Consider the following 19,271-nt stretch of genomic DNA (forward strand, 5'->3'; position numbering starts at 1 on the left):
ATGGGTCTGAAGGATAATTTGAAAGCCAAACTCGCCCCGGCGAAGGACAAGGTCTCCGGCCTCGCGCAGCGGCACGAGGGCAAGATCCAGCACGGTCTCGACAAGGCCGCGAAGGTCGTCGACGAGAAGACCAAGGGCAAGTACAGCGACAGGATCCACACGGGCACGGGCAAGGCCAAGGGCGCCATGGACCGACTCGCGCACAAGGGCGACGACACGGCGACCGGCAGCAGCACACCGCCGCCGGACGCACCCCCGCCGACCACCTGAACGGCACATCGACGGACGGCCGCGGAGCTTGACGGCTCCCGGCCGTCCGCCGTTTTCGGAAGCGGCGTGCGCTACGACCAGGTCGCGACCAGGTAGCCCACCCCGTACGGCGCGTCCTCGTACAGCAAGGCGCCCGAGAGACCCGCCTCCTCCGCGGCGCCCGCGAGGACCTGCCAGGGGGCCCGGCCCGACGCCTTCAGCTCGTGCGCGAGTTCGGTGTCCAGTGCCCTCAGGGCGGCCACGTCCGCGTCACCCAGCGCACGCGCGACGGACGCGTCGAACGGGGCCGCTCGCTCGTCGAGGTATCCGGGCGCCTTGAGCGTGCGACAGGCGCTGGCGTCGCCCATCGCCAGCACTGCCACCCGCTCGGCCCGGGCGGCGATGTCCCTTCCGATTTCAATACACCGCTCGGCCTGAAGAGGTTCCCCCACACCGAGTCCCTCGATCGGGGCGTCCGACCATCCGGTCCGCTCCAGCAGCCATGCGGCGACGGCGAGCGAGGACGGAAGCCGCGGGTCCGAAAGCGCCGAATCGGGCGCGTCGCCGTCACCCTGACCTGCGCCCCGGCCCAGCCGTACGTCGATGTCCACACCGAAGCCCCGGAACGTACCCCACGTCCCTTGCGGATACGTCCGCCGCCCGCTCTCCTCGGCGGGCCCCACGACCACGAGCCGGTCCGGCCGGGCAGCGGCGAGCAGGCCCAGCGCATCCGTACAGGCAGCCCGCGCGGCGTCCAGCTCGCCCGCGGCGCCCGCGGCGACCAGGGGCACGAGGAGGGGCGGGCAGGGGCAGACGGCGGCAGCGACAAGCATGATCGGCAGCCTACTGCGAGGCCCCGGAGGCGACCCGGGACGACATCCGCGAGGCTGCCCGAGACGACGTCCCCGGTACAGCAGGCGGCAGGCGCCCAGACCGCCCCCTGAGCCATGTGCACGCCCTCGCGGTCCGGTCTCCCGGTCCCGTCAGTCGATGGCACAGCCCCCGGTGACGGCCGGCAGCGGCTCGGGCACGCCCACCTTGGGCAGACCCAGCATGACACCCGCGGCCTTGGTGGCCTCGGCGGCGTTGCGCTTCTCCCAGGCGTCGCCCGCGCGCGTGCGGCGCACGTTCAGGACGGCTCCCTCGGCGAGGAGGTGGTGGGGTGCGGCATACGTGATCTCGACGGTCACGACGTCACCGGGGCGGACCTCCTGCTCCGGCTTGGTGAAGTGGACCAGTCGGTTGTCGGGGGCGCGGCCGGACAGGCGGTGCGTGGCGCCGTCCTTGCGGCCCTCTCCCTCGGCGACCATCAGGTCGAAGGTACGGCCGACCTGCTTCTTGTTCTCCTCCCAGGAGATCTCCTCCTGGAGGGCGACGAGACGCTCGTAGCGCGCCTGGACGACCGCCTTGGGGATCTGGTTCTCCATGGTGGCCGCGGGGGTGCCGGGGCGCTTGGAGTACTGGAAGGTGAAGGCCTGGGCGAAACGCGCCTCGCGGACGACGTGCAGCGTCTGCTCGAAGTCCTCCTCGGTCTCGCCCGGAAAGCCCACGATGATGTCGGTGGTGATCGCGGCGTGCGGGATGGCGGCGCGGACCTTCTCGATGATCCCCAGGTAGCGCTCCTGGCGGTAGGAGCGGCGCATCGCCTTGAGGACCGTGTCCGAACCGGACTGGAGCGGCATGTGCAGCTGCGGCATCACGTTCGGGGTCTGCGCCATCGCCGCGATCACGTCGTCCGTGAAGTCGCGCGGGTGCGGGGACGTGAAGCGGACGCGCTCCAGACCCTCGATGGTCCCGCAGGCCCGGAGCAGCTTGCTGAACGCCTCGCGGTCTCCGATGTCGGAGCCGTACGCGTTGACGTTCTGGCCGAGCAGCGTGATCTCGCTGACTCCCTCGGCGACCAGGGCCTCGACCTCGGCGAGGATGTCGCCGGGGCGGCGGTCCTTCTCCTTGCCGCGCAGAGCGGGGACGATACAGAAGGTGCAGGTGTTGTTGCAGCCGACGGAGATCGACACCCAGGCCGCGTAGGCGCTCTCTCGCCGGGTCGGCAGCGTCGACGGGAACGCCTCGAGCGACTCGGCGATCTCGACCTGCGCCTCCTCCTGCACGCGCGCGCGTTCCAGCAGGACGGGGAGCTTGCCGATGTTGTGCGTGCCGAAGACGACGTCCACCCAGGGCGCCCGCTTCACGATGGTGTCGCGGTCCTTCTGCGCGAGGCAGCCGCCGACCGCGATCTGCATCCCGGGCCGTTTGGTCTTCATCGGCGCGAGGCGGCCGAGGTTGCCGTACAGCTTGTTGTCGGCGTTCTCGCGCACCGCGCAGGTGTTGAAGACGACGACGTCCGCGTCACCGTCGGAGCCCTCGGGCGCGCGCACGTAACCGGCGTCTTCGAGCAGCCCGGACAATCGCTCGGAATCGTGGACGTTCATCTGGCACCCGTAGGTGCGCACCTCGTATGTCTTCACGTCCACTGCCTGGCTCCGGTCGCTGCTGCTCATGGGACAAGGGTATGCGGTCACGAGAACCCGTCGCCCCGGCCCAAGAGGGCTGAAGCGGCGGAATAGAGCTACCGCGCGGGAGCCGCCCACCCCTGCCGGCGCAGCACGCCCGACACGTCCGGGGCCTCGTAGTGCTCGCCCTTGAGGACCTTGCCGTCGGCTCTGCGGGAGATCCGGCCGTCCGGGCCCAGCTTGGTCATGTTGGAGCGGTGGATCTCGGACAGTACGGCGTCGAGGTCGATGCCGTGGACCAGGGCCGTGCCGTACGCGACGTAGACGACGTCCGCCAGCTCGTGCGCGAGTTTGTCGAGCGGGCCGGTCACGGAGACCTCGGCGACCTCCGCGGCCTCCTCGGCGAGCAGCTCTCCACGGTGGGCGGCGAGTTCCGGGGAGACCTCGGTCGGCGTTCTGCGGGCGTCGAGGCCGAAGGCGAGGTGGAATTCACGGACCAGGTCGGCGGGAGAGGAACTCATGCGGCGACTGTATCGGCCGGGTCTGACACCCCTCGCCTCCCCTGTGACCCCTGCCCTGGTCAGCACCGCGTACCGGCTGGCAGGATCGCGGCCATGTTCAAGGCATTCACCCGCATCAGCAGGCGCCGGACCGTCGAGGGCGCGGCCGCCGGGCTCGTGACCCTCGGGTTGCTGCTGTGGTGGCTGCTGCCGCTCGGTGAGGACCCGCCGAGCGGGACGATCACGTTCAGTACGGGCACGCGCGCGGGGGTCTACCAGGAGTACGGCGAGCTCCTGCGCGAGGAGCTCGCCAAGGACATGCCGCAGCTGAAGGTGCGGCTGACGACGAGCGCCGGGTCGCAGGAGAACGTCGAACGCGTGGCGAGCGGTGAAGCCGACTTCACGATCGCCGCTGCCGACGCCGTGGACACGTTCAGGATGGGCGGCAAGCCCGTCACGGACCGGCTGCGCGGCGTCGCCCGCCTGTACGACGACTATGTGCAGCTCGTCGTCCCACCCGACTCCGACATCCGCTCCGTCGCGGACCTGAAGGGCAAGCGGGTGGCCATAGGGCTGCCCAACTCCGGCGTGCGCCTGATCGCCACCCGCGTGTTGGAGGCCGCCGGCATCGATCCGGAGAAGGACATCACGCCCAGGGCGGACGGCATCGACACCGGGCCCAAGCGGCTGGGACGCGAGCTGGACGCGTTCTTCTGGTCGGGCGGACTGCCGACGGGCGGCCTGGAGGAGCTCGCCAAGACCTCCGCGTTCCGGTTCGTGCCGATCGACGCGGACCTCGTCGCCAAGGTGCACGCCCAGGGGGACGCGGCCCACTTCTACCGAGCGACCAACATGCCGGAATCGGCCTACCCCCGCATCCAGGACGGCGCCACGGTGCCGACGATCGCCGTGTCCAACCTGCTGATCACCCGCAAGAACATGGACCCCCGGCTCACCGAATGGCTGACCCGGACGGTGATCAAGAGTCGCGACGGCATCGGCGCCCACGTCCACTCCGCGCAACTCGTCGACCTGCGTACGGCGATCTACACCGACCCGCTGACGCTGCACGAGGGCGCCAAGCGTTACTACCGCTCGGTGAAGCCGTAGCGCAGGCCGCGTCGGACCAGCCGTAGCCCTGCCCGCCTCGGACCAGCCGTAGCGCAGTCCGTTGGACCAGCCGTAGGCGACAGCAGGAACCCGCCGACCCGCAAACGCGCCCGCACCCGCACCCGCACCCGCTACGGCCTCGGGCCCGACCTCGGCACCGTCACCGTCACCCGTAGCCCGTGCGGCTCATGGCGGCCGTACGCGATCGAGCCGCCGCCCGGTGCGAGCAGTGCCCGGGAGATCGACAGGCCAAGACCCGAGCCCTTGATGTTCTGGTGGCGGCCGCTGCGCCAGAAGCGGTCGCCGATGCGGGCGAGTTCCTCGTCGGTGAGGCCGGGGCCGTTGTCGGCCACCTCGATCGTCGACGTCCTGCCGTTGGAGGTGACGGTCACCTCGACGCGCTCGTCTCCCGGCGTGAACTTGACCGCGTTGTCGATCACCGCGTCCAGCGCGCTGGACAGGGCCACAGGGTCGACCCAGGCGGTGGTGGGCGGACAGGTGCCCACCAGTCGTACGCCCTTGGCCTCGGCGGTCGGGGCCCAGGCCGCGACGCGCTCGGCGGTCAGCGCGCCGACGTCGGTCAGCCGGAGGTCGGCCTCGGTGTGCTCGGCCAGGGCGAGGTCGAGCAGATCGTCGAGGACCTGCGCCAGGCGCTTGCCCTCGGCCTGCACCGAGGCGATCTCCGCATTGCCCTCGGGGAGTTCGAAGGCGAGCAGTTCGATGCGCAGCAACAGCGCCGCGAGGGGGTTGCGCAGCTGGTGCGAGGCGTCGGCGACGAAGGCACGCTGCTGCTCCAGCACGTCCTCGACGTTGTCCGCCATCTCGTTGAACGACCGGGCCAGCCGTCTGAGTTCCGGCGGGCCGCTGGCCACCGCGACGCGTGACTTAATGCGGCCGCTCGCGATCTCGTGCGTGGTGACGTCCAGTACCCGCACCGGCCTGAGTACCCAGCCGGTCAGCCTGAGGGCGGCCCCGACGGCCACCAGCATCGCGGCCGTCAGCCCCGCGCCGATGATCAGCCAGCCGTGCAGGATCCGCGAACGCATCTGCCCGGTGGGCGAGTCGGTGACCACGACCGCGACGACGTCACCGTCCCGGATGACCGGCGAGGCGATGACGAGGCGGTTGCGCTGCCAGGGCCACACCTGCTGGGGATCGTGGCTGCGTCGGCTCAGCAGCGACTCCTTGAAGGCGTCGCGCTCTTCGCCGGTATCGGGCAGGAGCCAGGTCGTCGGGCCGCTGGCCAGGGGCGTGTCGGTGGGCAGGAAGACACCCGCCCGGATGCCGTAGACCTCGTAGTAGCTCTCAAGCTCCCGGCTCAGGATGCGCAGGTCGTCGCGGGAGCCGGTCGTGGTGTCGGCGGCGGGCCGCGCGATCGCCGCGAAGTACGCGGTGTCGTCGATCCGGTCGACGACCACCTTCTGCTGCTGGGCCGACGCCAGACTGACGGCGAGCGGTACGCCGAGGGCGAGCAGCACCGCCGCCATCAGGACGATCAGCAGCGGGAGGAGACGAGTGCGCACTCTTGCCCGCTACGACGCCGGGGCGACGAGTCGGTAGCCGACGCCGCGTACGGTCTCGATCAGCGCCGGCATGCGCAGCTTGGCGCGCAGGGACGCCACATGCACCTCAAGGGTGCGCCCGGTCCCCTCCCAGCTCGTGCGCCACACCTCGCTGATGATCTGTTCCCTGCGGAAGACCACCCCGGGGCGCTGGGCGAGCAGCGCGAGGAGGTCGAACTCCTTGCGGGTCAGTTGGACAACCGAACCGTCTACGCTGACCTGGCGGGTCGGCAGTTCGATGTGTACGGCGCCCAGGCGCAGCACACCGTCGCCGCCCGCCCCGGTGTCCTCCTGGACGTTGCGCCGGCTGACGGCGTGAATGCGGGCGAGCAGTTCTCCGGTGTCGTACGGCTTCACCACATAGTCGTCGGCCCCGAGGTTGAGGCCGTGGATGCGGGAGCGGACGTCGGAGCGCGCGGTGACCATGATCACGGGGGTGCTGGTCCGCTTGCGGATCTTGCCGCAGACCTCGTAACCGTCCTGGTCGGGCAGGCCGAGATCGAGGAGGACGACACCGAAGCCGTTGCCCTCGGGGACGAGCGCCTGGAGGGCCTCCTCGCCGCTACGCGCGTGCGTGACGTCGAAACCGTGCCGTGCCAGAACCGCGGACAGCGCGGCGGCGACGTGGTTGTCGTCCTCGACGAGGAGCAGTCTCACCCCGGCCTCCTTGGGTTCATCGGCCGTACGATTCAGGTAGGTACACAGTGCGTGCACCCGCGCGCGTGCACCATGGAAGTCACGCTGATGGACGAGGACGCCGTCAAGTGGGTTCCGGTTGCTCACGGCTTCCGTTATGCAGCCGGTACGCGCCCGGTCTCAAGTGCTACGACACGTGTCCGATTGCTATCGGATCGTGATGCTCAGATTCCCCTCAGAACTAATGACGCAGGTCGGATACGGTTACTACTGTCCTCCCACAACCGAGGAGGACGGAGCCTGAGAGCGATGACCGAAGTATCGGTGGCCAAGGAAGATGTGGCCGCGACCGGCGAGCTGGTCGTCCTGAAGAACGTGAACAAGCACTTCGGCGCGTTGCACGTGCTCCAGGACATCGATCTGACGATCGCCCGCGGCGAGGTCGTCGTGGTCATCGGACCCTCCGGGTCCGGGAAGTCCACCCTGTGCCGCACCATCAACCGCCTGGAGACGATCGACTCCGGCACGATCGCGATCGACGGCAAGCCCCTGCCCGCCGAGGGCAAGGCGCTGGCCAAGCTGCGTGCCGACGTCGGAATGGTCTTCCAGTCCTTCAACCTTTTCGCGCACAAGACCGTGCTCGAGAACGTGATGCTGGGCCAGATCAAGGTCCGCAAGACCGACAAGAAGAAGGCCGAGGAGAAGGCCCGCTCCCTGCTCGACCGAGTGGGCGTGGGCAGCCAGGCGGACAAGTACCCCGCCCAGCTCTCCGGCGGCCAGCAGCAGCGTGTGGCCATCGCCCGTGCGCTGGCCATGGACCCCAAGGTCATGCTCTTCGACGAGCCCACGTCGGCGCTCGACCCGGAGATGATCAACGAGGTCCTGGAGGTCATGCAGCAGCTCGCCCGCGACGGCATGACCATGATCGTCGTCACCCACGAAATGGGCTTCGCCCGTTCGGCCGCCAACCGGGTGGTGTTCATGGCGGACGGCAAGATCGTCGAAGAAGCTGTGCCGGACCAGTTCTTCAGCAACCCGCGCAGCGACCGCGCAAAGGACTTCCTGTCCAAGATCCTGCATCACTGACGGGGTGCGTTTCCGCACCACCGGCAGATGCTGCGATCCCGCACCACTGACGGACTGCTTCACGCACCCGACGACCTGCGTGACCCGCCGTTCCTGACGGCACGCATCTCTTCTTCACACAAAGGATGTTCACCATGAAGCTCCGCAAGGCCTCCGCCGCGGCCGCCGCTGCAATCGTCCTCTCCATCACCGCCACCGCTTGTGGTGGTGACGGCGGCGGCGACAGCAACTCGGGCTCCGGTGGCGGCGACAAGATCAAGATCGGCATTAAGTACGACCAGCCGGGTCTGGGCCTGAAGGAGCCCGACGGCACCTTCTCCGGCTTCGACGTCGATGTCGCCACGTACGTGGCGAAGGAGCTCGGCTACGAGCCGGACCAGATCGAGTTCGTCGAGACGAAGAGCGCCGACCGCGAGAACGCGCTCGCCCGTGGCGACGTGAAGCTCATCGCCGCGACGTACTCGATCACCGACGAGCGCAAGCAGAAGGTCGACTTCGCCGGCCCGTACCTGCTCGCCCACCAGGACCTGCTGGTCAAGACGGACTCGGACATCACCGAGGCCACCGACCTCAACGGCAAGAACCTGTGTTCGGTGGTCGGCTCCACCTCGGCGCAGAACGTCAGGAAGGACTTCGCCCCGAAGGCCAACCTGAAGGAGAACCCCACCTACTCGGAGTGCATCTCCTCGCTGCAGAGCGGCACTGTGGACGCCCTGACCACGGACGACTCGATCCTCGCCGGTTACGCTGCGCAGGAGCAGTACAAGGGCAAGTTCAAGCTCGCCGGCCTCAAGCTGAGCAACGAGAACTACGGCATCGGTGTGAAGAAGGGTGACACCGAGACCGTGAACAAGGTCAACGCCGCCCTCGAGAAGATGGTCAGCTCGAAGGCCTGGGACAAGGCGGTCGCCGACAACTTCGGTCCGGCCAACTACAAGAACGAGCCCGCGCCGAAGATCGGCGTCATCGTCAAGTAGCGCAGTGCCTGACCGGCGCGCCGCCGTCCACCGCGATCAGGGCGGCGGCGCGTCGCGCTATCCACAAACGCCACCCACCCGGAAGCGCGGGAGATCGTGTTCGACTTTCTTTCTGACTATGACGACCCAAACCTGTTGGGTGCCTTCTGGATGACGGTGAAACTCACCGCCATCTCCGGCCTCGGTTCCCTGATCTGGGGCACTCTGCTGGCCGCAATGCGGGTCAGCCCGGTCCCGCTCATGCGTGGGTTCGGCACGGCCTATGTGAACATCGTCCGGAACATCCCGCTGACGGTCATCATCATCTTCACCTCGCTCGGCCTCGCCGATGTCTTCGGCGTGACGATGGGCGCCTCCGACTTCAAGGTCCAGGGCTTCCGCCTGGCGATCCTCGGTCTCGTCGCCTACACCGCGGCCTTCGTCTGCGAGGCGATCCGTTCCGGCATCAACACCGTGCCGCTCGGCCAAGCCGAGGCGGCCCGTGCCATCGGACTGACCTTCAGCCAGACCCTCCGGCTGATCATCCTGCCGCAGGCTTTCCGCTCGGTCATCGGCCCGCTGGCCAACGTGTTGATCGCCCTGACGAAGAACACCACCGTGGCGGCCGCGATCGGCGTGGCCGAGGCCGCCTACCTGATGAAGGAAATGATCGAGAACGAGGCTCAGACGGTGCTCATCGGCGCGGTCTTCGCCTTCGGTTTCGTGGTACTGACCCTGCCCACCGGCCTCTTCCTCGGTTGGCTGAGCAAGCGACTGGCGGTGAAGCGATGACGTCCGTTCTCTACGACGCTCCGGGCCCCCGCGCCAAGCGGCGCAATGTGCTCATCTCGGTGGTCTTCTTCGCCCTGCTCGCCCTGCTCGTGTGGTTCGTCTGGGACGCCATGGACGGAAAGGGCCAGCTGGAGTGGGCCCTGTGGAAGCCGTTCACGGAGTCCAACGCCTGGACGACGTATCTGCTGCCGGGACTCGCCAACACGCTCAAGGCCGCGGCCCTGGCCATGGTGATCGCCCTTCCGCTGGGCGCGGTCTTCGGTATCGCACGTCTTTCCGACCACCTGGCGGTGCGGATGCCGGCCGCCTGGGTGGTGGAGTTCTTCCGGGCGATCCCGGTCCTGCTGCTGATGCTGTTCGCCAACGAGTTCTACGACCGCTGGACGAACGTCACGACTGACCAGCGGCCGATCTACGCGGTCGTCACCGGCCTGGTGCTCTACAACGCGTCCGTCCTCGCCGAGATCGTGCGGGCCGGCATCCTCGCCCTTCCCAAGGGGCAGTCCGAGGCCGCGATGGCGATCGGCCTGCGCAAGAACCAGACGATGCGGACCATCCTGCTGCCGCAGGCGGTCACCGCCATGCTGCCGGCCATCGTCAGCCAGCTCGTGGTCATCGTGAAGGACACCGCGCTGGGCGGCGTGATGATCGGCTTCACCGAGTTGCTCAACGCACGCGGCACCCTGGCGGCCAACTACGGCAACAACGTCCCCAGCTTCGTCGTGGTGGCGATCATCTACATCATCCTCAACTTCATCCTCACCAGCTTCGCGAGTTGGCTGGAGAAGAGGCTGCGGCGCAGCAAGAAGAGCACGGGTGCGGTCCTGAGCGCCGAGGACATGGAGGAGCTCAACCCGGCGGCGGTCGGAGGCTCCTTCGGGACCGGCGGCGAAGGCGGCGGCCTCCCGGGCTCCAGGACCTATACCTGACGAACAGTCAAATAGCATGAACGACCCGAAGGGCAGTGGCATGATCGCCACTGCCCTTCGTCACTTGACGCAAGCACCGGCAATGGGTTGCATACGTTCTGTGATCGTGCACCCTGCTCCAACTTTCTGTTCACTTGCGTCCCTCGGGACACCGCTGCGGGCAGGGGGCGCCGCGCCGTGGACCCGGTGATCATCGTCGGAGCGGGGCCCGTCGGGCTCACGCTCGCCCTGGCGCTGGCCCGTCAGGAGGTGCCGTCCGTCGTTCTCGACGAGGGGCCCGGCAAGGACGAACCCCGTCTCGCGCGCACGGTCGTCCTGCGCGAGGACACCACCGCCCTCGTGGAACGCCTGACGGGCACGCCGCTCTCCGAGGCCGGCGCCCACTGGGCCGGATGGCGGGCGATGCGGCGCAAGCAGGTGATGCGCGAGGTCACGTTCTACGACGCCGCGGAGGAAGCGGAGGGGCGCGAGGGCGTCAGCGTCACGAACCCCGCCCCCCTGCACATCGCCCAGCACGTGCTGACCGGTGCCCTGCGCGCGGCCCTCGCCGACGAACGGCTCGTCAAGGTCGCCGTGGACAGTCGCCTGGACGCCATCGAGCAGGAGGCCTCGGGCGTCACCGTCCACACCCGTGGCCCCAAGGGCACCTGGTGGCGTGGCAGTTACGTGGTCGGCTGCGACGGCCCCCGTTCGACGGTGCGCAAACTCCAGGACATCCGCTTTCCCGGACGTACGGCGGTGGAGCGACACGCCGTGGCCGCGCTGCATGTGGAACTTCCGTGGGAGGGCCAGGCGTTGCTCCATCGGATGCCGCCGTGGCGGACGTCCGGACCCTCGGGCGGGGAGGTGACCGGACGGCCGCTCCCGGACGGGGTCTGGCGCCTTGACTGGTTGCTCCCACCAGGCATGGACCTGGTCACACCCGAGCTGCTGGTGACGCACGTCCGCGAGACGCTCGCCGGCTGGTCCGACGGGCCGACACCGCCGTACGAACTCCTCGACACCGGAGTGCACACGGTCCACCACCGCCTGGCTCGCCGCTGGCGCGTGGGCCGCGTCTTTCTCGCCGGAGACGCGGCCCACTGCCTCGGCACGCTCGGCACGCATGGGCTGGAAGAGGGGCTGAGGGACGCCGACAACCTCGCCTGGAAGCTGGCATCGGCCTGGCACCACGGGCCGTACGAAGCGCTGCTCGACAGCTACCAGACGGAGCGGCGCGCGGCCGTCGCCGCCCGGCTGCGCGCCGCCGACCAGGCACTGCCGCTGCTGCGCGGCGGCGGAGGGCTGCGCGCATACGTCCCCGGCTCCACCCGGGGCCATGACGCGCTGCTGATCGACGGCCACCTCGGACAGGGGGCGATCGGTGCGCCGGGGACGTACGCCGACTCACCGCTCGCGCCCCCGCAGCTGGAGGGCGAGGTACCGGTGGACACGCCGCGCGGTGCACCGGTCATGGACGTACGCGTCACGGCCGAGGACGGCTCCTTCGTACGACTGCGGGACCGGCTCGGACGCGGCGCGCTGCTGGTCCTGCTGATCGCTCCGGGCACGGGCGTGTGGGACCGCAAGCACTGGGCGACCGCCGGGATCATGCCACGGCTGGCGGCCGCGGTGACGGCGCTGCCGTATCCCGCCGAACTTCTGGTCGCGGAGAGCTATCCGGGGGCGGCCGCGCACAGCGTGCTGCTCGTCCGACCCGACGGCCACCTGGTGACCGCCCTGAGCGGCGTGCGGCCGGCCGATCTGTACATGGCGGCCGAGGCGGCGCTGGGCGGATCGGTCAAGACGACCAAGACGACCAAGACGACCCAGTCCGCCGAGGCCGCCGAGGAGGCGGAGGCTGCGGCCGGCTCGCGCTGATGCCGTCGTCGGTGATGAGAACGAACAAGCAAGCTCCTCATCGAAAGCGAACAGAACAGACCCTGCCCCGGAAGCGCCACTCACCGTCACTGTGTGGTCCGCATAGTGACAGTAAGTTGACCGGTCCGCACCGGCATGGTGTACTCCGGATCGTGACCGACACCTGTGTGCGCCTGTGGCGGAGGGTCCATATGGACCTCGTCCGCTATGCGGGCTGCGTGTGTCGCCCGTCCTGCTGAACTCGCCTCTCTGTCTTCTCGCGCGCGCTGCTCCTGGCCTCCTGATTCTGTCGCCGGTGCCGTCGCGCGCACTTCGCGAACTCTCTTCAGGACGGTGCCCGTGTCTGTCTCTCCTGCCGCCGTTGCCGCTTCCGACCCGGCTGTCACGCCTCCCGCGTCGAATTCCACGGCAACCTCCACGCCGACGCAGGCGGACCTTCTCGACTTCGTACGGCGTACGGCCGCCGACGCCGACTTGATCGCCTCGCTCCCCCTCGACCCCGAAGGGCGCACCTGGGTACGGCTCGAAGGCCCCGGTGGCAGCGAGGCCTGGCTGATCGGCTGGCCGCCCGGGACGGGCACCGGCTGGCACGACCACGCCGACTCGGTCGGCGCCTTCGTCACAGCGGCTGGTGAGCTCAAGGAGAACGCACTCGCGGTCCGGCTGCCCGCCGACGGCTGGAAGACGCTGGAACTGACGGAGGACGTGGACCGGGAACGGCGGTTGCCGGCCGGAAAGGGCCGCTCCTTCGGCCATCACCATGTGCACGAGGTCCTCAACGAGTCCTTCGACCAGCATGCGATCTCCGTGCACGCCTACTACCCACCGCTGCCGCGCATCCGCCGCTTCAGCCGCAGCGGGCCGATCCTGCGCCTGGAGCAGGTGGAGCGCCCGGAGGACTGGCAGTGAGCGGCGTGAGTGAGCAGCCGGTCGGCATCGACGAGTTGCTGGAGCGGGTACGCGCGGGCTACACGCGGATCGAGCCGCAGGAGGCGTACGAGGCCGCCCGGTCCGGCGAGGCCCTGCTGGTCGATGTCCGGTACGCGGCCCTGCGTGAGCGGGACGGTCTGATCCCGGGGGCCCTCGTGGTCGAGCGCAACGAACTCGAGTGGCGACTCGATCCACGGGGCAGCCATCGCGCCCCCGAGGCAACGAGTCACGACCTTCTGGTCGTGGTGATCTGCAACGAGGGGTACGCGTCGAGTCTGGCAGCCGAATCGCTACGGCGACTGGGACTGCACCGGGCCACCGACCTGGTCGGAGGTTTCCAGGCGTGGCGGGCGGAGGGGCTTCCGGTGACGTAGGAGCTGGAGGCTAAGGCGAGAGTGACCGAGGGCAGCGGAGCGGGACCGTGCCCTACAGACCCACCTGATCACGACACAGACCCACCTGATTACTGACCGGCCCCGAACGCGATGGGCGCCCCCGCGCGTCCACCGTGTTCGGGGCCGGAAACCTCCGCGATCGTCGTCGGCCTTCGCTCAGGTCCAGGCCCATGTGCAGGCCCTCCACGGTGCCGCGGCCGTCGGGATCAGTACCCCTCGTCCCCGAGGAACTCCGTGTCCTCGCCCTCTTCCTCCAAGGCCTGTCGGACCACCCGTAGAGCCATGCCTTCGGGGTAGCCCTTGCGGGCGAGCATGCCCGCGAGGCGGCGCAGGCGTTTGTCGCGGTCGAGGCCACGCGTGGAACGCAGCTTGCGGGCGACGAGTTCGCGTGCGGTCGTCTCTTCCTGTTCGGAGTCGAGCTGGGAGACAGCCTCGTCGATCAGTGTGGAGTCGACGCCCTTGGTACGCAGTTCCCGGGCGAGCGCGCGTCGGGCGAGCCCCCGGCCATGGTGCCTGGACTCCACCCAGGCCTCCGCGAACGCACTGTCGTTGATCAGGCCGACCTCCTCGAACCTCGACAGCACCTCCTCGGCGGCATCGTCCGGGATCTCGCGCTTGCGCAGGGCGTCCGCGAGTTGCTTCCGCGTGCGCGGGGTCCCGGTGAGCAGGCGCAGGCAGATCGCCCGCGCCTGCTCCACCGGGTCCGCCAGGGGCGTCCTCTCCTCGGCCCTCGACGAGGAAGAGGCGCCTCCGTCCTCACCCGGCGGCCCTGTACGACCGCGCCGACGATGCCCGCGTGAGCCGTCCGAGCCCCGGGCCCCACCCCGGCTACGACGCGAGCCCCCACCGGGCGCACCGGAGCCATGTACCGAACCGCCCTCCGCCCACGCCTCGCCGTCCACCGCGCCTTGGCCCGGCTCATCGCCGTACGCCAGCCCCGACCCGTCGCCGTACCCGCCGAAGGACCTGCGTCTGCCGTACGGCGCCGTGTCGTCGTTCTCCCGGTCCGCGTCATGGGCCGCGTCTCCTGCATGGGCGTGGCCGCCCATCCCGGAGGAGCCCTCGTCGCCGCCTCGTCTCCGCTCGCGCGGAGCGTCCGGGTAGGCGGCGTACTCGGCCCAGTCCGTTCGCCGTGTCACGGGTCAGCTCTTGGCGGTCGCAGCCTTGGTCTTGGCTGCCTTGGCCGCCGGAGCGGGCACTGTCTTCGCGGCGTCGTCCGGAGTGGCGGAGACCGCGGCGTCCGCGCCCGGCTCGACAGCAGGCTTCTCCGGCCGCACGCCGACGCCCAGCTTCTCCTTGATCTTCTTCTCGATCTCGTTGGCCAGGTCGGGGTTGTCCTTCAGGAAGTTGCGCGCGTTCTCCTTGCCCTGGCCGAGCTGGTCGCCCTCGTACGTGTACCAGGCGCCGGCCTTGCGGACGAAGCCGTGCTCCACGCCCATGTCGATCAGGCCGCCCTCACGGCTGATGCCCTGGCCGTAGAGGATGTCGAACTCGGCCTGCTTGAAGGGCGGCGCGACCTTGTTCTTGACGACCTTGCAGCGGGTGCGGTTGCCGACCGCGTCGGTGCCGTCCTTCAGGGTCTCGATGCGACGGATGTCGATGCGCACCGAAGCGTAGAACTTCAGCGCCCGGCCACCGGTCGTGGTCTCCGGGGAGCCGAACATCACGCCGATCTTCTCGCGGAGCTGGTTGATGAAGATCGCGGTGGTCTTGGACTGGTTGAGCGCGCTGGTGATCTTCCGCAGGGCCTGGCTCATCAGACGGGCCTGAAGACCGACGTGGCTGTCGCCCATCTCGCCCTCGATCTCCGCGCGCGGGACGAGCGCGGCGACGGAGTCGATGACGATGAGGTCGAGGGCACCGGAGCGGACCAGCATGTCCACGATCTCCAGGGCCTGCTCGCCATTGTCGGGCTGGGAGAGGATCAGGTTGTCGATGTCGACGCCGAGCTTCTTGGCGTACTCGGGGTCGAGGGCGTGCTCCGCGTCCACGAAGGCGACCTGTCCGCCGGCCTTCTGGGCGTTGGCCACCGCGTGCAGGGTCAGCGTGGTCTTACCGGAGGATTCCGGTCCGTAGATCTCGACGACACGGCCGCGGGGCAGACCACCCACGCCGAGGGCCACGTCGAGCGCGGTCGACCCGGTCGGGATGACCTCGATGGGCTCCATCGACCGCTCGCCCATGCGCATGACCGCGCCCTTGCCGAATTGCCGTTCAATCTGTGCGAGCGCGGCATCCAGGGCCTTCTCGCGGTCGGTTCCTGCCATGGGTTCCACCCGATTTGCTTGAGTCGATCGCTTCACGTCAAAGACGCTAACGCCTGCCACTGACAATGCGCCCCGACGCCCGTCCGGCCTGTGGATAACTCGGGAACTTCTCCATCGAAAGCGGGGCGAAATGCCCGCCGAGCGCCTCGCCGGAGCCTTCATGAGAATGGATGTTCGATTTTTGTGTCAAGCGCATCACACGTCACCTACGAGACTACGTTCGCGGCCCGGGACGCCCCGGATCCTCGGCCCGGCGGGCCCTCACTCCCCGCACGCGGGCCATGAGCAGACTCCCAGGCAGAGCATGCGTCCCCAGGAAGCCACACGCTGCCTGGACAGCCCCGCACGCTCTCCTCAGCCGGAATTCTCCGTGGAGCTCTCCCCGGAATCCCCCGCGCCCACCCCCGGCTTCGCCGATCCCGGCCGCCGGGCCCACAGCGCACGAGCGCGCTTGACCAGACCCCGCCCCGCTCCCCGGCCCCGGTGCCCATGGACCCGGGGATCGTCCGTGACGTCGTAACGCTTCACGTACGCCCCCAGGAACGCTTGCAGTGTGGCGATGGCCGGGATGGCGATCAGCGCACCCACCGCGCCCAGGAGGGCGGTGCCCGCGACGACGGAACCGAAGGCGACCGCGGGATGGATGTCGACGGTCTTCGAGGTCAGCTTGGGCTGTAGGACATAGTTCTCGAACTGCTGGTAGACCACGACGAAGACCAGCACCCACAGCGCGTACCAGGGATCGACCGTGAAGGCGATCAGCATGGGCAGGGCGCCCGCGAGATACGTGCCGATGGTGGGGATGAACTGCGAGACCAGGCCCACCCAGACGGCGAGCGCGGGCGCGTACGGCACGTCCAGGCTCGCCAGCAGGATGTAGTGGGCTATGCCGGAGATGAGCGCCATCAGGCCGCGCGAGTAGATGTAGCCGCCGGTCTTGTTGACGGCGATCTCCCACGCGCGCAGCACCTCCGCCTGCTTGGCGGGCGGCAGTACGGAGCACAGCGCGCGGCGCAGTCGCGGGCCGTCCGCGGCGAAGTAGAACGAGAACAGGGTGATCGTCAGCAGTTGGAAGAGACCGCCGAGGACCTGGGCGGACACGTCCAGGACTCCGGTGGCGCTGTTCTGCACGTAGTTGCGCAGCCAGTCGGAACGGAGCAGGCCCTCCTGGACGTCGACACGGCGCAGCTCGGTGTTGAAGTGCGCGTTGATCCAGTTGATGACCGAGTCGAGGTAGTCCGGGAAGTCCTCGACGATCTTGATGATCTGGCCCGCGAGCATGGACCCCAGCAGCGTCACGAATCCGGCGGACACGACGATCACGGCGAGGAAGACGATGCCGGTGGCCAGCCCCCGGCGCATGCCACGCGAGGCCATCCAGCTCACGGCCGGCTCGATGGCCAGGGCCAGGAAGAAGGCGATGAGGATGTTGACCAGTAGCCCGGTGAGCTGGTGAAAGGCCCAGCTGCCCAGCTGGAACGCGCCGACGAGGGCCAGCGCGAGCACCAGGGCGCGCGGAAGCCAACGAGGCATGCGGGCGTCCGGCCCGGCGGCGCCCTCGCCGGGCGGCGGGGTGGGCGGCGTCGTGCCGAACGGCGATGCGTGCCGGGCGGGCTGCCCGGTCTCGTCAGTGCGTGCCACGGAGCAAGTGTCGCCCACGCCACCGACAACCGGCTGCCGTCCTGCGATCTTCGTGACCTGTCAGCGCCTCTCCCCCGGAACGTTCATGACGGCGCAGACCACACGCCACACGTCCTTGGCCTCCCAGCCGCTGTTCAGCGCCTCGTGCACCGTGCGCCCGCCGAGCTCCGCCATCACATGGTCGCGCGCGAAGGTGTCGGCGTATCCCGGACCGAAGTGGTCCGCCATCCGCTCCCAGAAGACCGTCAACCGCATGAATTCCGCTCCACACCCGCCATGACCTGCATGTTTCCAGCCTCTCACGCCCCTGCATGACCGTCAGGGGGTTTCCAGGGAGTTCGTCTCCCCTCTCAACCAAGCATCCATGGCGGCGCGACCTCGCGTGCCGGCGTCGTGCATGAAGTGCGCGTATGTACGCAGAGTAAAGCCAGGGCCAGCGTGCCCAAGCCGGCGGGCGGGGGAGACGATCAGCTCGCGGGCCTTGGTTGAGCAGGACTTGGCCGGCGCCTTCATGGTGTCCAGCCCCGCTGTGCGGCGCCTTCTCGGCGTTCTCCTGGGTTCCATGGCGACCGTGCCGAACAGACCCTGCCCGCTTGGGAGTCTTCGGCGTCAGGACGCAGCCGCGCCCTCGGCCTGCCCGACCGGGTCCACCCAGGAGGGGTCGATACGGCCCTTCACGCCCTGTGGACGGGCGCGAAGTATGAAGCTGACATACGCGAGCTGAACGAAGGATGACCACTCGATGCGGCTCCAGTGATGGTGAGTGACTGAGCGGACCGGAATTGATTAGTCCCCTGGATCCGACTCCCTGATCAACCCACGCCCCCGGAAAGTCATGTCTGCCCGAACCGACAGGACAGAAGGGAGCGGGGCCTTGTCCCGTTCACTCCGCAAGAAGTTCGGCGGCGCCCTGGCCGTCGCCGCCATGGTAGGTGGGTCGCTGACCCTGGCCGCCGGTGAGGCCGGTGCCGCTACCATTCCCCCGCCCCGCCCCATCCCACACCCCGCCTGCAACTCCCCCGTCTTCACCGCCTGCGTCGCGATCTCCAACCACAGCGTGGACGCGTACAGCTGGCGCATCAGTGTCACCCAGCCCAACGGCCACCGGTGGGACCGGTGCCTCCAGGGCGGTCGGCCCCACAGCACGAGCCACTGGAAGAGCGTGTGGTTCTCCAACAGCGACAAGGTCTCGCTGACGGCCTACCGCGGCCAGAACTGCGAGGGCTGGAGCAAGAACGACGACTGGTGGGGCGACTGGAGCACGACCCAGGACCAGTACCACCTGATCGTCGTCAACAGGCACTGACCTTCGTGCACCGCTCGCAGCACCGGAGCCTCTCTCTCCGCTGACCCACCCCCCACAAGGAGCCACCCAAGTGCGTCCCCACATCACGGCACCCCCCGAGGCGGAGCCCGCCGTGAACAAGAAGAAGAGCCGCCGCCGCTGGCTGGCGCCGGCGCTGGCCATGGGTCTCGCCCCGCTCGTCCTGCTGGCCTCGCCCGGTTCCGCCTCGGCGGACACCTGGTGCTGGAAGCCGGACGGCTACGACATCCGCAAGGGCGACACCACCTGGGCCAAGGCACAGACCCAGGCCCGGAACACCTACCAGGACTGGGTGTGGCGCGGACCGACGTTCCGCTGCCCCACGAACGTCCCCGGCTGCTCCTACGCCTGGGGCGAGCAGAAGACGACGGGCTGGAAGTGGTCGGTCGGGCTCAGCGTCAGCAACCCTGTTCCTTACCTCAACCAGGTGCTCGGCAGCATCACCCCCTCCTACGAGCGCAACGGGTCCACGTCCACCACGTTCACCTTCACCACGAACCTGAGCCCGGGGCAGTACGCACAGCCGATCCAGGTGGTGGAGCGCCGCTGGACGCAGGGCACCTTCGTCGGCGCCTTCCGCACCG

General features: G+C 69.0%; 21 protein-coding genes. 12 read left to right on the forward strand and 9 right to left on the reverse strand.

Annotated features, from left to right (window positions below; all coding sequences use genetic code 11):
- Positions 1-270, forward strand: a complete 270-nt coding sequence (locus KUM44_RS34890; RefSeq protein WP_217213769.1) for an antitoxin — start codon at positions 1-3, stop codon at positions 268-270.
- Positions 271-341: 71 nt separating this feature from the next.
- Here the strand turns inward: KUM44_RS34890 and KUM44_RS34895 are convergent, their stop codons facing one another.
- The 3 genes from KUM44_RS34895 to KUM44_RS34905 all read right to left on the reverse strand — a co-directional run bounded on the left by KUM44_RS34895 (position 342) and on the right by KUM44_RS34905 (position 3,220).
- On the reverse strand, positions 342-1,082 hold the full coding sequence (locus KUM44_RS34895) for a class III extradiol dioxygenase subunit B-like domain-containing protein (RefSeq protein WP_217213770.1): 741 nt from the start codon (positions 1,080-1,082) through the stop codon (positions 342-344).
- A 150-nt stretch (positions 1,083-1,232) separates the two neighbouring features.
- Positions 1,233-2,747 (reverse strand): tRNA (N6-isopentenyl adenosine(37)-C2)-methylthiotransferase MiaB, encoded by a 1,515-nt coding sequence (miaB, locus tag KUM44_RS34900; RefSeq protein ID WP_217213771.1) that lies wholly within the window; start codon positions 2,745-2,747, stop codon positions 1,233-1,235.
- Between the two features lie 68 nt (positions 2,748-2,815).
- On the reverse strand, positions 2,816-3,220 hold the full coding sequence (locus tag KUM44_RS34905; RefSeq protein ID WP_217213772.1) for a MazG nucleotide pyrophosphohydrolase domain-containing protein: 405 nt from the start codon (positions 3,218-3,220) through the stop codon (positions 2,816-2,818).
- Positions 3,221-3,313: 93 nt separating this feature from the next.
- Between KUM44_RS34905 and KUM44_RS34910 the strand changes: the two genes are divergently transcribed.
- Positions 3,314-4,309, forward strand: coding sequence for a TAXI family TRAP transporter solute-binding subunit (locus tag KUM44_RS34910; protein ID WP_217213773.1), 996 nt, complete (start codon positions 3,314-3,316; stop codon positions 4,307-4,309).
- 131 nt (positions 4,310-4,440) lie between these two features.
- Here the strand turns inward: KUM44_RS34910 and KUM44_RS34915 are convergent, their stop codons facing one another.
- Entirely contained in the window at positions 4,441-5,832 is a 1,392-nt protein-coding gene (locus KUM44_RS34915) for a HAMP domain-containing sensor histidine kinase (protein ID WP_217213774.1), read from the reverse strand.
- 9 nt (positions 5,833-5,841) lie between these two features.
- Positions 5,842-6,528: a response regulator transcription factor gene (locus tag KUM44_RS34920; protein WP_217213775.1), complete on the reverse strand. Its 687-nt coding sequence runs from the start codon at positions 6,526-6,528 to the stop codon at positions 5,842-5,844.
- A gap of 288 nt (positions 6,529-6,816) precedes the next feature.
- Between KUM44_RS34920 and KUM44_RS34925 the strand changes: the two genes are divergently transcribed.
- The 8 genes from KUM44_RS34925 to KUM44_RS34955 all read left to right on the forward strand — a co-directional run bounded on the left by KUM44_RS34925 (position 6,817) and on the right by KUM44_RS34955 (position 13,434).
- Positions 6,817-7,593 (forward strand): amino acid ABC transporter ATP-binding protein, encoded by a 777-nt coding sequence (locus KUM44_RS34925; RefSeq protein WP_030046930.1) that lies wholly within the window; start codon positions 6,817-6,819, stop codon positions 7,591-7,593.
- A gap of 134 nt (positions 7,594-7,727) precedes the next feature.
- A complete protein-coding gene (locus KUM44_RS34930) occupies positions 7,728-8,570 on the forward strand; it encodes a glutamate ABC transporter substrate-binding protein (protein WP_217213776.1) in 843 nt (280 codons plus the stop codon).
- A 96-nt stretch (positions 8,571-8,666) separates the two neighbouring features.
- A complete protein-coding gene (locus KUM44_RS34935; RefSeq protein ID WP_217213777.1) occupies positions 8,667-9,341 on the forward strand; it encodes an amino acid ABC transporter permease in 675 nt (224 codons plus the stop codon).
- On the forward strand, positions 9,338-10,270 hold the full coding sequence (locus tag KUM44_RS34940) for an amino acid ABC transporter permease (protein WP_217213778.1): 933 nt from the start codon (positions 9,338-9,340) through the stop codon (positions 10,268-10,270). Before KUM44_RS34935 ends, KUM44_RS34940 begins: the two co-directional genes overlap by 4 nt.
- A 177-nt stretch (positions 10,271-10,447) precedes the next feature.
- On the forward strand, positions 10,448-12,130 hold the full coding sequence (locus KUM44_RS34945; RefSeq protein WP_217213779.1) for an FAD-dependent monooxygenase: 1,683 nt from the start codon (positions 10,448-10,450) through the stop codon (positions 12,128-12,130).
- 14 nt (positions 12,131-12,144) lie between these two features.
- Positions 12,145-12,369, forward strand: a complete 225-nt coding sequence (locus KUM44_RS47765; RefSeq protein ID WP_374202104.1) for a putative leader peptide — start codon at positions 12,145-12,147, stop codon at positions 12,367-12,369.
- 100 nt (positions 12,370-12,469) lie between these two features.
- Positions 12,470-13,039, forward strand: a complete 570-nt coding sequence (locus KUM44_RS34950) for a cysteine dioxygenase family protein (protein WP_217213780.1) — start codon at positions 12,470-12,472, stop codon at positions 13,037-13,039.
- Positions 13,036-13,434, forward strand: coding sequence for a rhodanese-like domain-containing protein (locus KUM44_RS34955; RefSeq protein WP_217213781.1), 399 nt, complete (start codon positions 13,036-13,038; stop codon positions 13,432-13,434). The genes KUM44_RS34950 and KUM44_RS34955 overlap by 4 nt, the downstream gene beginning before the upstream one ends.
- 227 nt (positions 13,435-13,661) lie before the next feature.
- Here KUM44_RS34955 and recX read toward each other — a convergent pair whose 3' ends face one another.
- The 4 genes from recX to KUM44_RS34975 form a co-directional block, all read right to left on the reverse strand.
- Positions 13,662-14,594, reverse strand: coding sequence for a recombination regulator RecX (recX, locus tag KUM44_RS34960; protein ID WP_217213782.1), 933 nt, complete (start codon positions 14,592-14,594; stop codon positions 13,662-13,664).
- 3 nt (positions 14,595-14,597) lie between these two features.
- Positions 14,598-15,722, reverse strand: coding sequence for a recombinase RecA (gene recA, locus KUM44_RS34965; protein WP_217213783.1), 1,125 nt, complete (start codon positions 15,720-15,722; stop codon positions 14,598-14,600).
- Positions 15,723-16,076: 354 nt separating this feature from the next.
- On the reverse strand, positions 16,077-17,363 hold the full coding sequence (locus KUM44_RS34970; RefSeq protein WP_217213784.1) for an AI-2E family transporter: 1,287 nt from the start codon (positions 17,361-17,363) through the stop codon (positions 16,077-16,079).
- Positions 17,364-17,423: 60 nt separating this feature from the next.
- Entirely contained in the window at positions 17,424-17,618 is a 195-nt protein-coding gene (locus KUM44_RS34975) for a DUF3046 domain-containing protein (RefSeq protein ID WP_217213785.1), read from the reverse strand.
- Positions 17,619-18,237: 619 nt separating this feature from the next.
- On the opposite strand from KUM44_RS34975, the gene KUM44_RS34980 reads away from it, so the two are divergent.
- Both KUM44_RS34980 and KUM44_RS34985 read left to right on the forward strand, forming a co-directional pair.
- Entirely contained in the window at positions 18,238-18,669 is a 432-nt protein-coding gene (locus KUM44_RS34980) for a hypothetical protein (RefSeq protein ID WP_217213786.1), read from the forward strand.
- Between the two features lie 70 nt (positions 18,670-18,739).
- Positions 18,740-19,271 (forward strand): hypothetical protein (locus KUM44_RS34985; protein WP_217213787.1); only part of this gene is annotated, 532 nt, incomplete at its 3' end.

The sequence above is a fragment of the Streptomyces sp. AC550_RSS872 genome (assembly GCF_019049285.1).
GTDB lineage: Bacteria > Actinomycetota > Actinomycetes > Streptomycetales > Streptomycetaceae > Streptomyces.

Excerpts from the sequence above, each read along its gene's own strand:
- recA (WP_217213783.1), bottom strand. The coding sequence starts at position 15,722 with ATGGCAGGAACCGACCGCGAGAAGGCCCTGGATGCCGCGCTCGCACAG.
- KUM44_RS34895 (WP_217213770.1), bottom strand. The coding sequence starts at position 1,082 with ATGCTTGTCGCTGCCGCCGTCTGCCCCTGCCCGCCCCTCCTCGTGCCC.
- KUM44_RS34940 (WP_217213778.1), top strand. The coding sequence starts at position 9,338 with ATGACGTCCGTTCTCTACGACGCTCCGGGCCCCCGCGCCAAGCGGCGC.
- KUM44_RS34905 (WP_217213772.1), bottom strand. The coding sequence starts at position 3,220 with ATGAGTTCCTCTCCCGCCGACCTGGTCCGTGAATTCCACCTCGCCTTC.
- KUM44_RS34925 (WP_030046930.1), top strand. The coding sequence starts at position 6,817 with ATGACCGAAGTATCGGTGGCCAAGGAAGATGTGGCCGCGACCGGCGAG.
- miaB (WP_217213771.1), bottom strand. The coding sequence starts at position 2,747 with ATGAGCAGCAGCGACCGGAGCCAGGCAGTGGACGTGAAGACATACGAG.
- KUM44_RS34910 (WP_217213773.1), top strand. The coding sequence starts at position 3,314 with ATGTTCAAGGCATTCACCCGCATCAGCAGGCGCCGGACCGTCGAGGGC.
- KUM44_RS34890 (WP_217213769.1), top strand. The coding sequence starts at position 1 with ATGGGTCTGAAGGATAATTTGAAAGCCAAACTCGCCCCGGCGAAGGAC.
- KUM44_RS47765 (WP_374202104.1), top strand. The coding sequence starts at position 12,145 with ATGAGAACGAACAAGCAAGCTCCTCATCGAAAGCGAACAGAACAGACC.
- KUM44_RS34930 (WP_217213776.1), top strand. The coding sequence starts at position 7,728 with ATGAAGCTCCGCAAGGCCTCCGCCGCGGCCGCCGCTGCAATCGTCCTC.
- KUM44_RS34975 (WP_217213785.1), bottom strand. The coding sequence starts at position 17,618 with ATGCGGTTGACGGTCTTCTGGGAGCGGATGGCGGACCACTTCGGTCCG.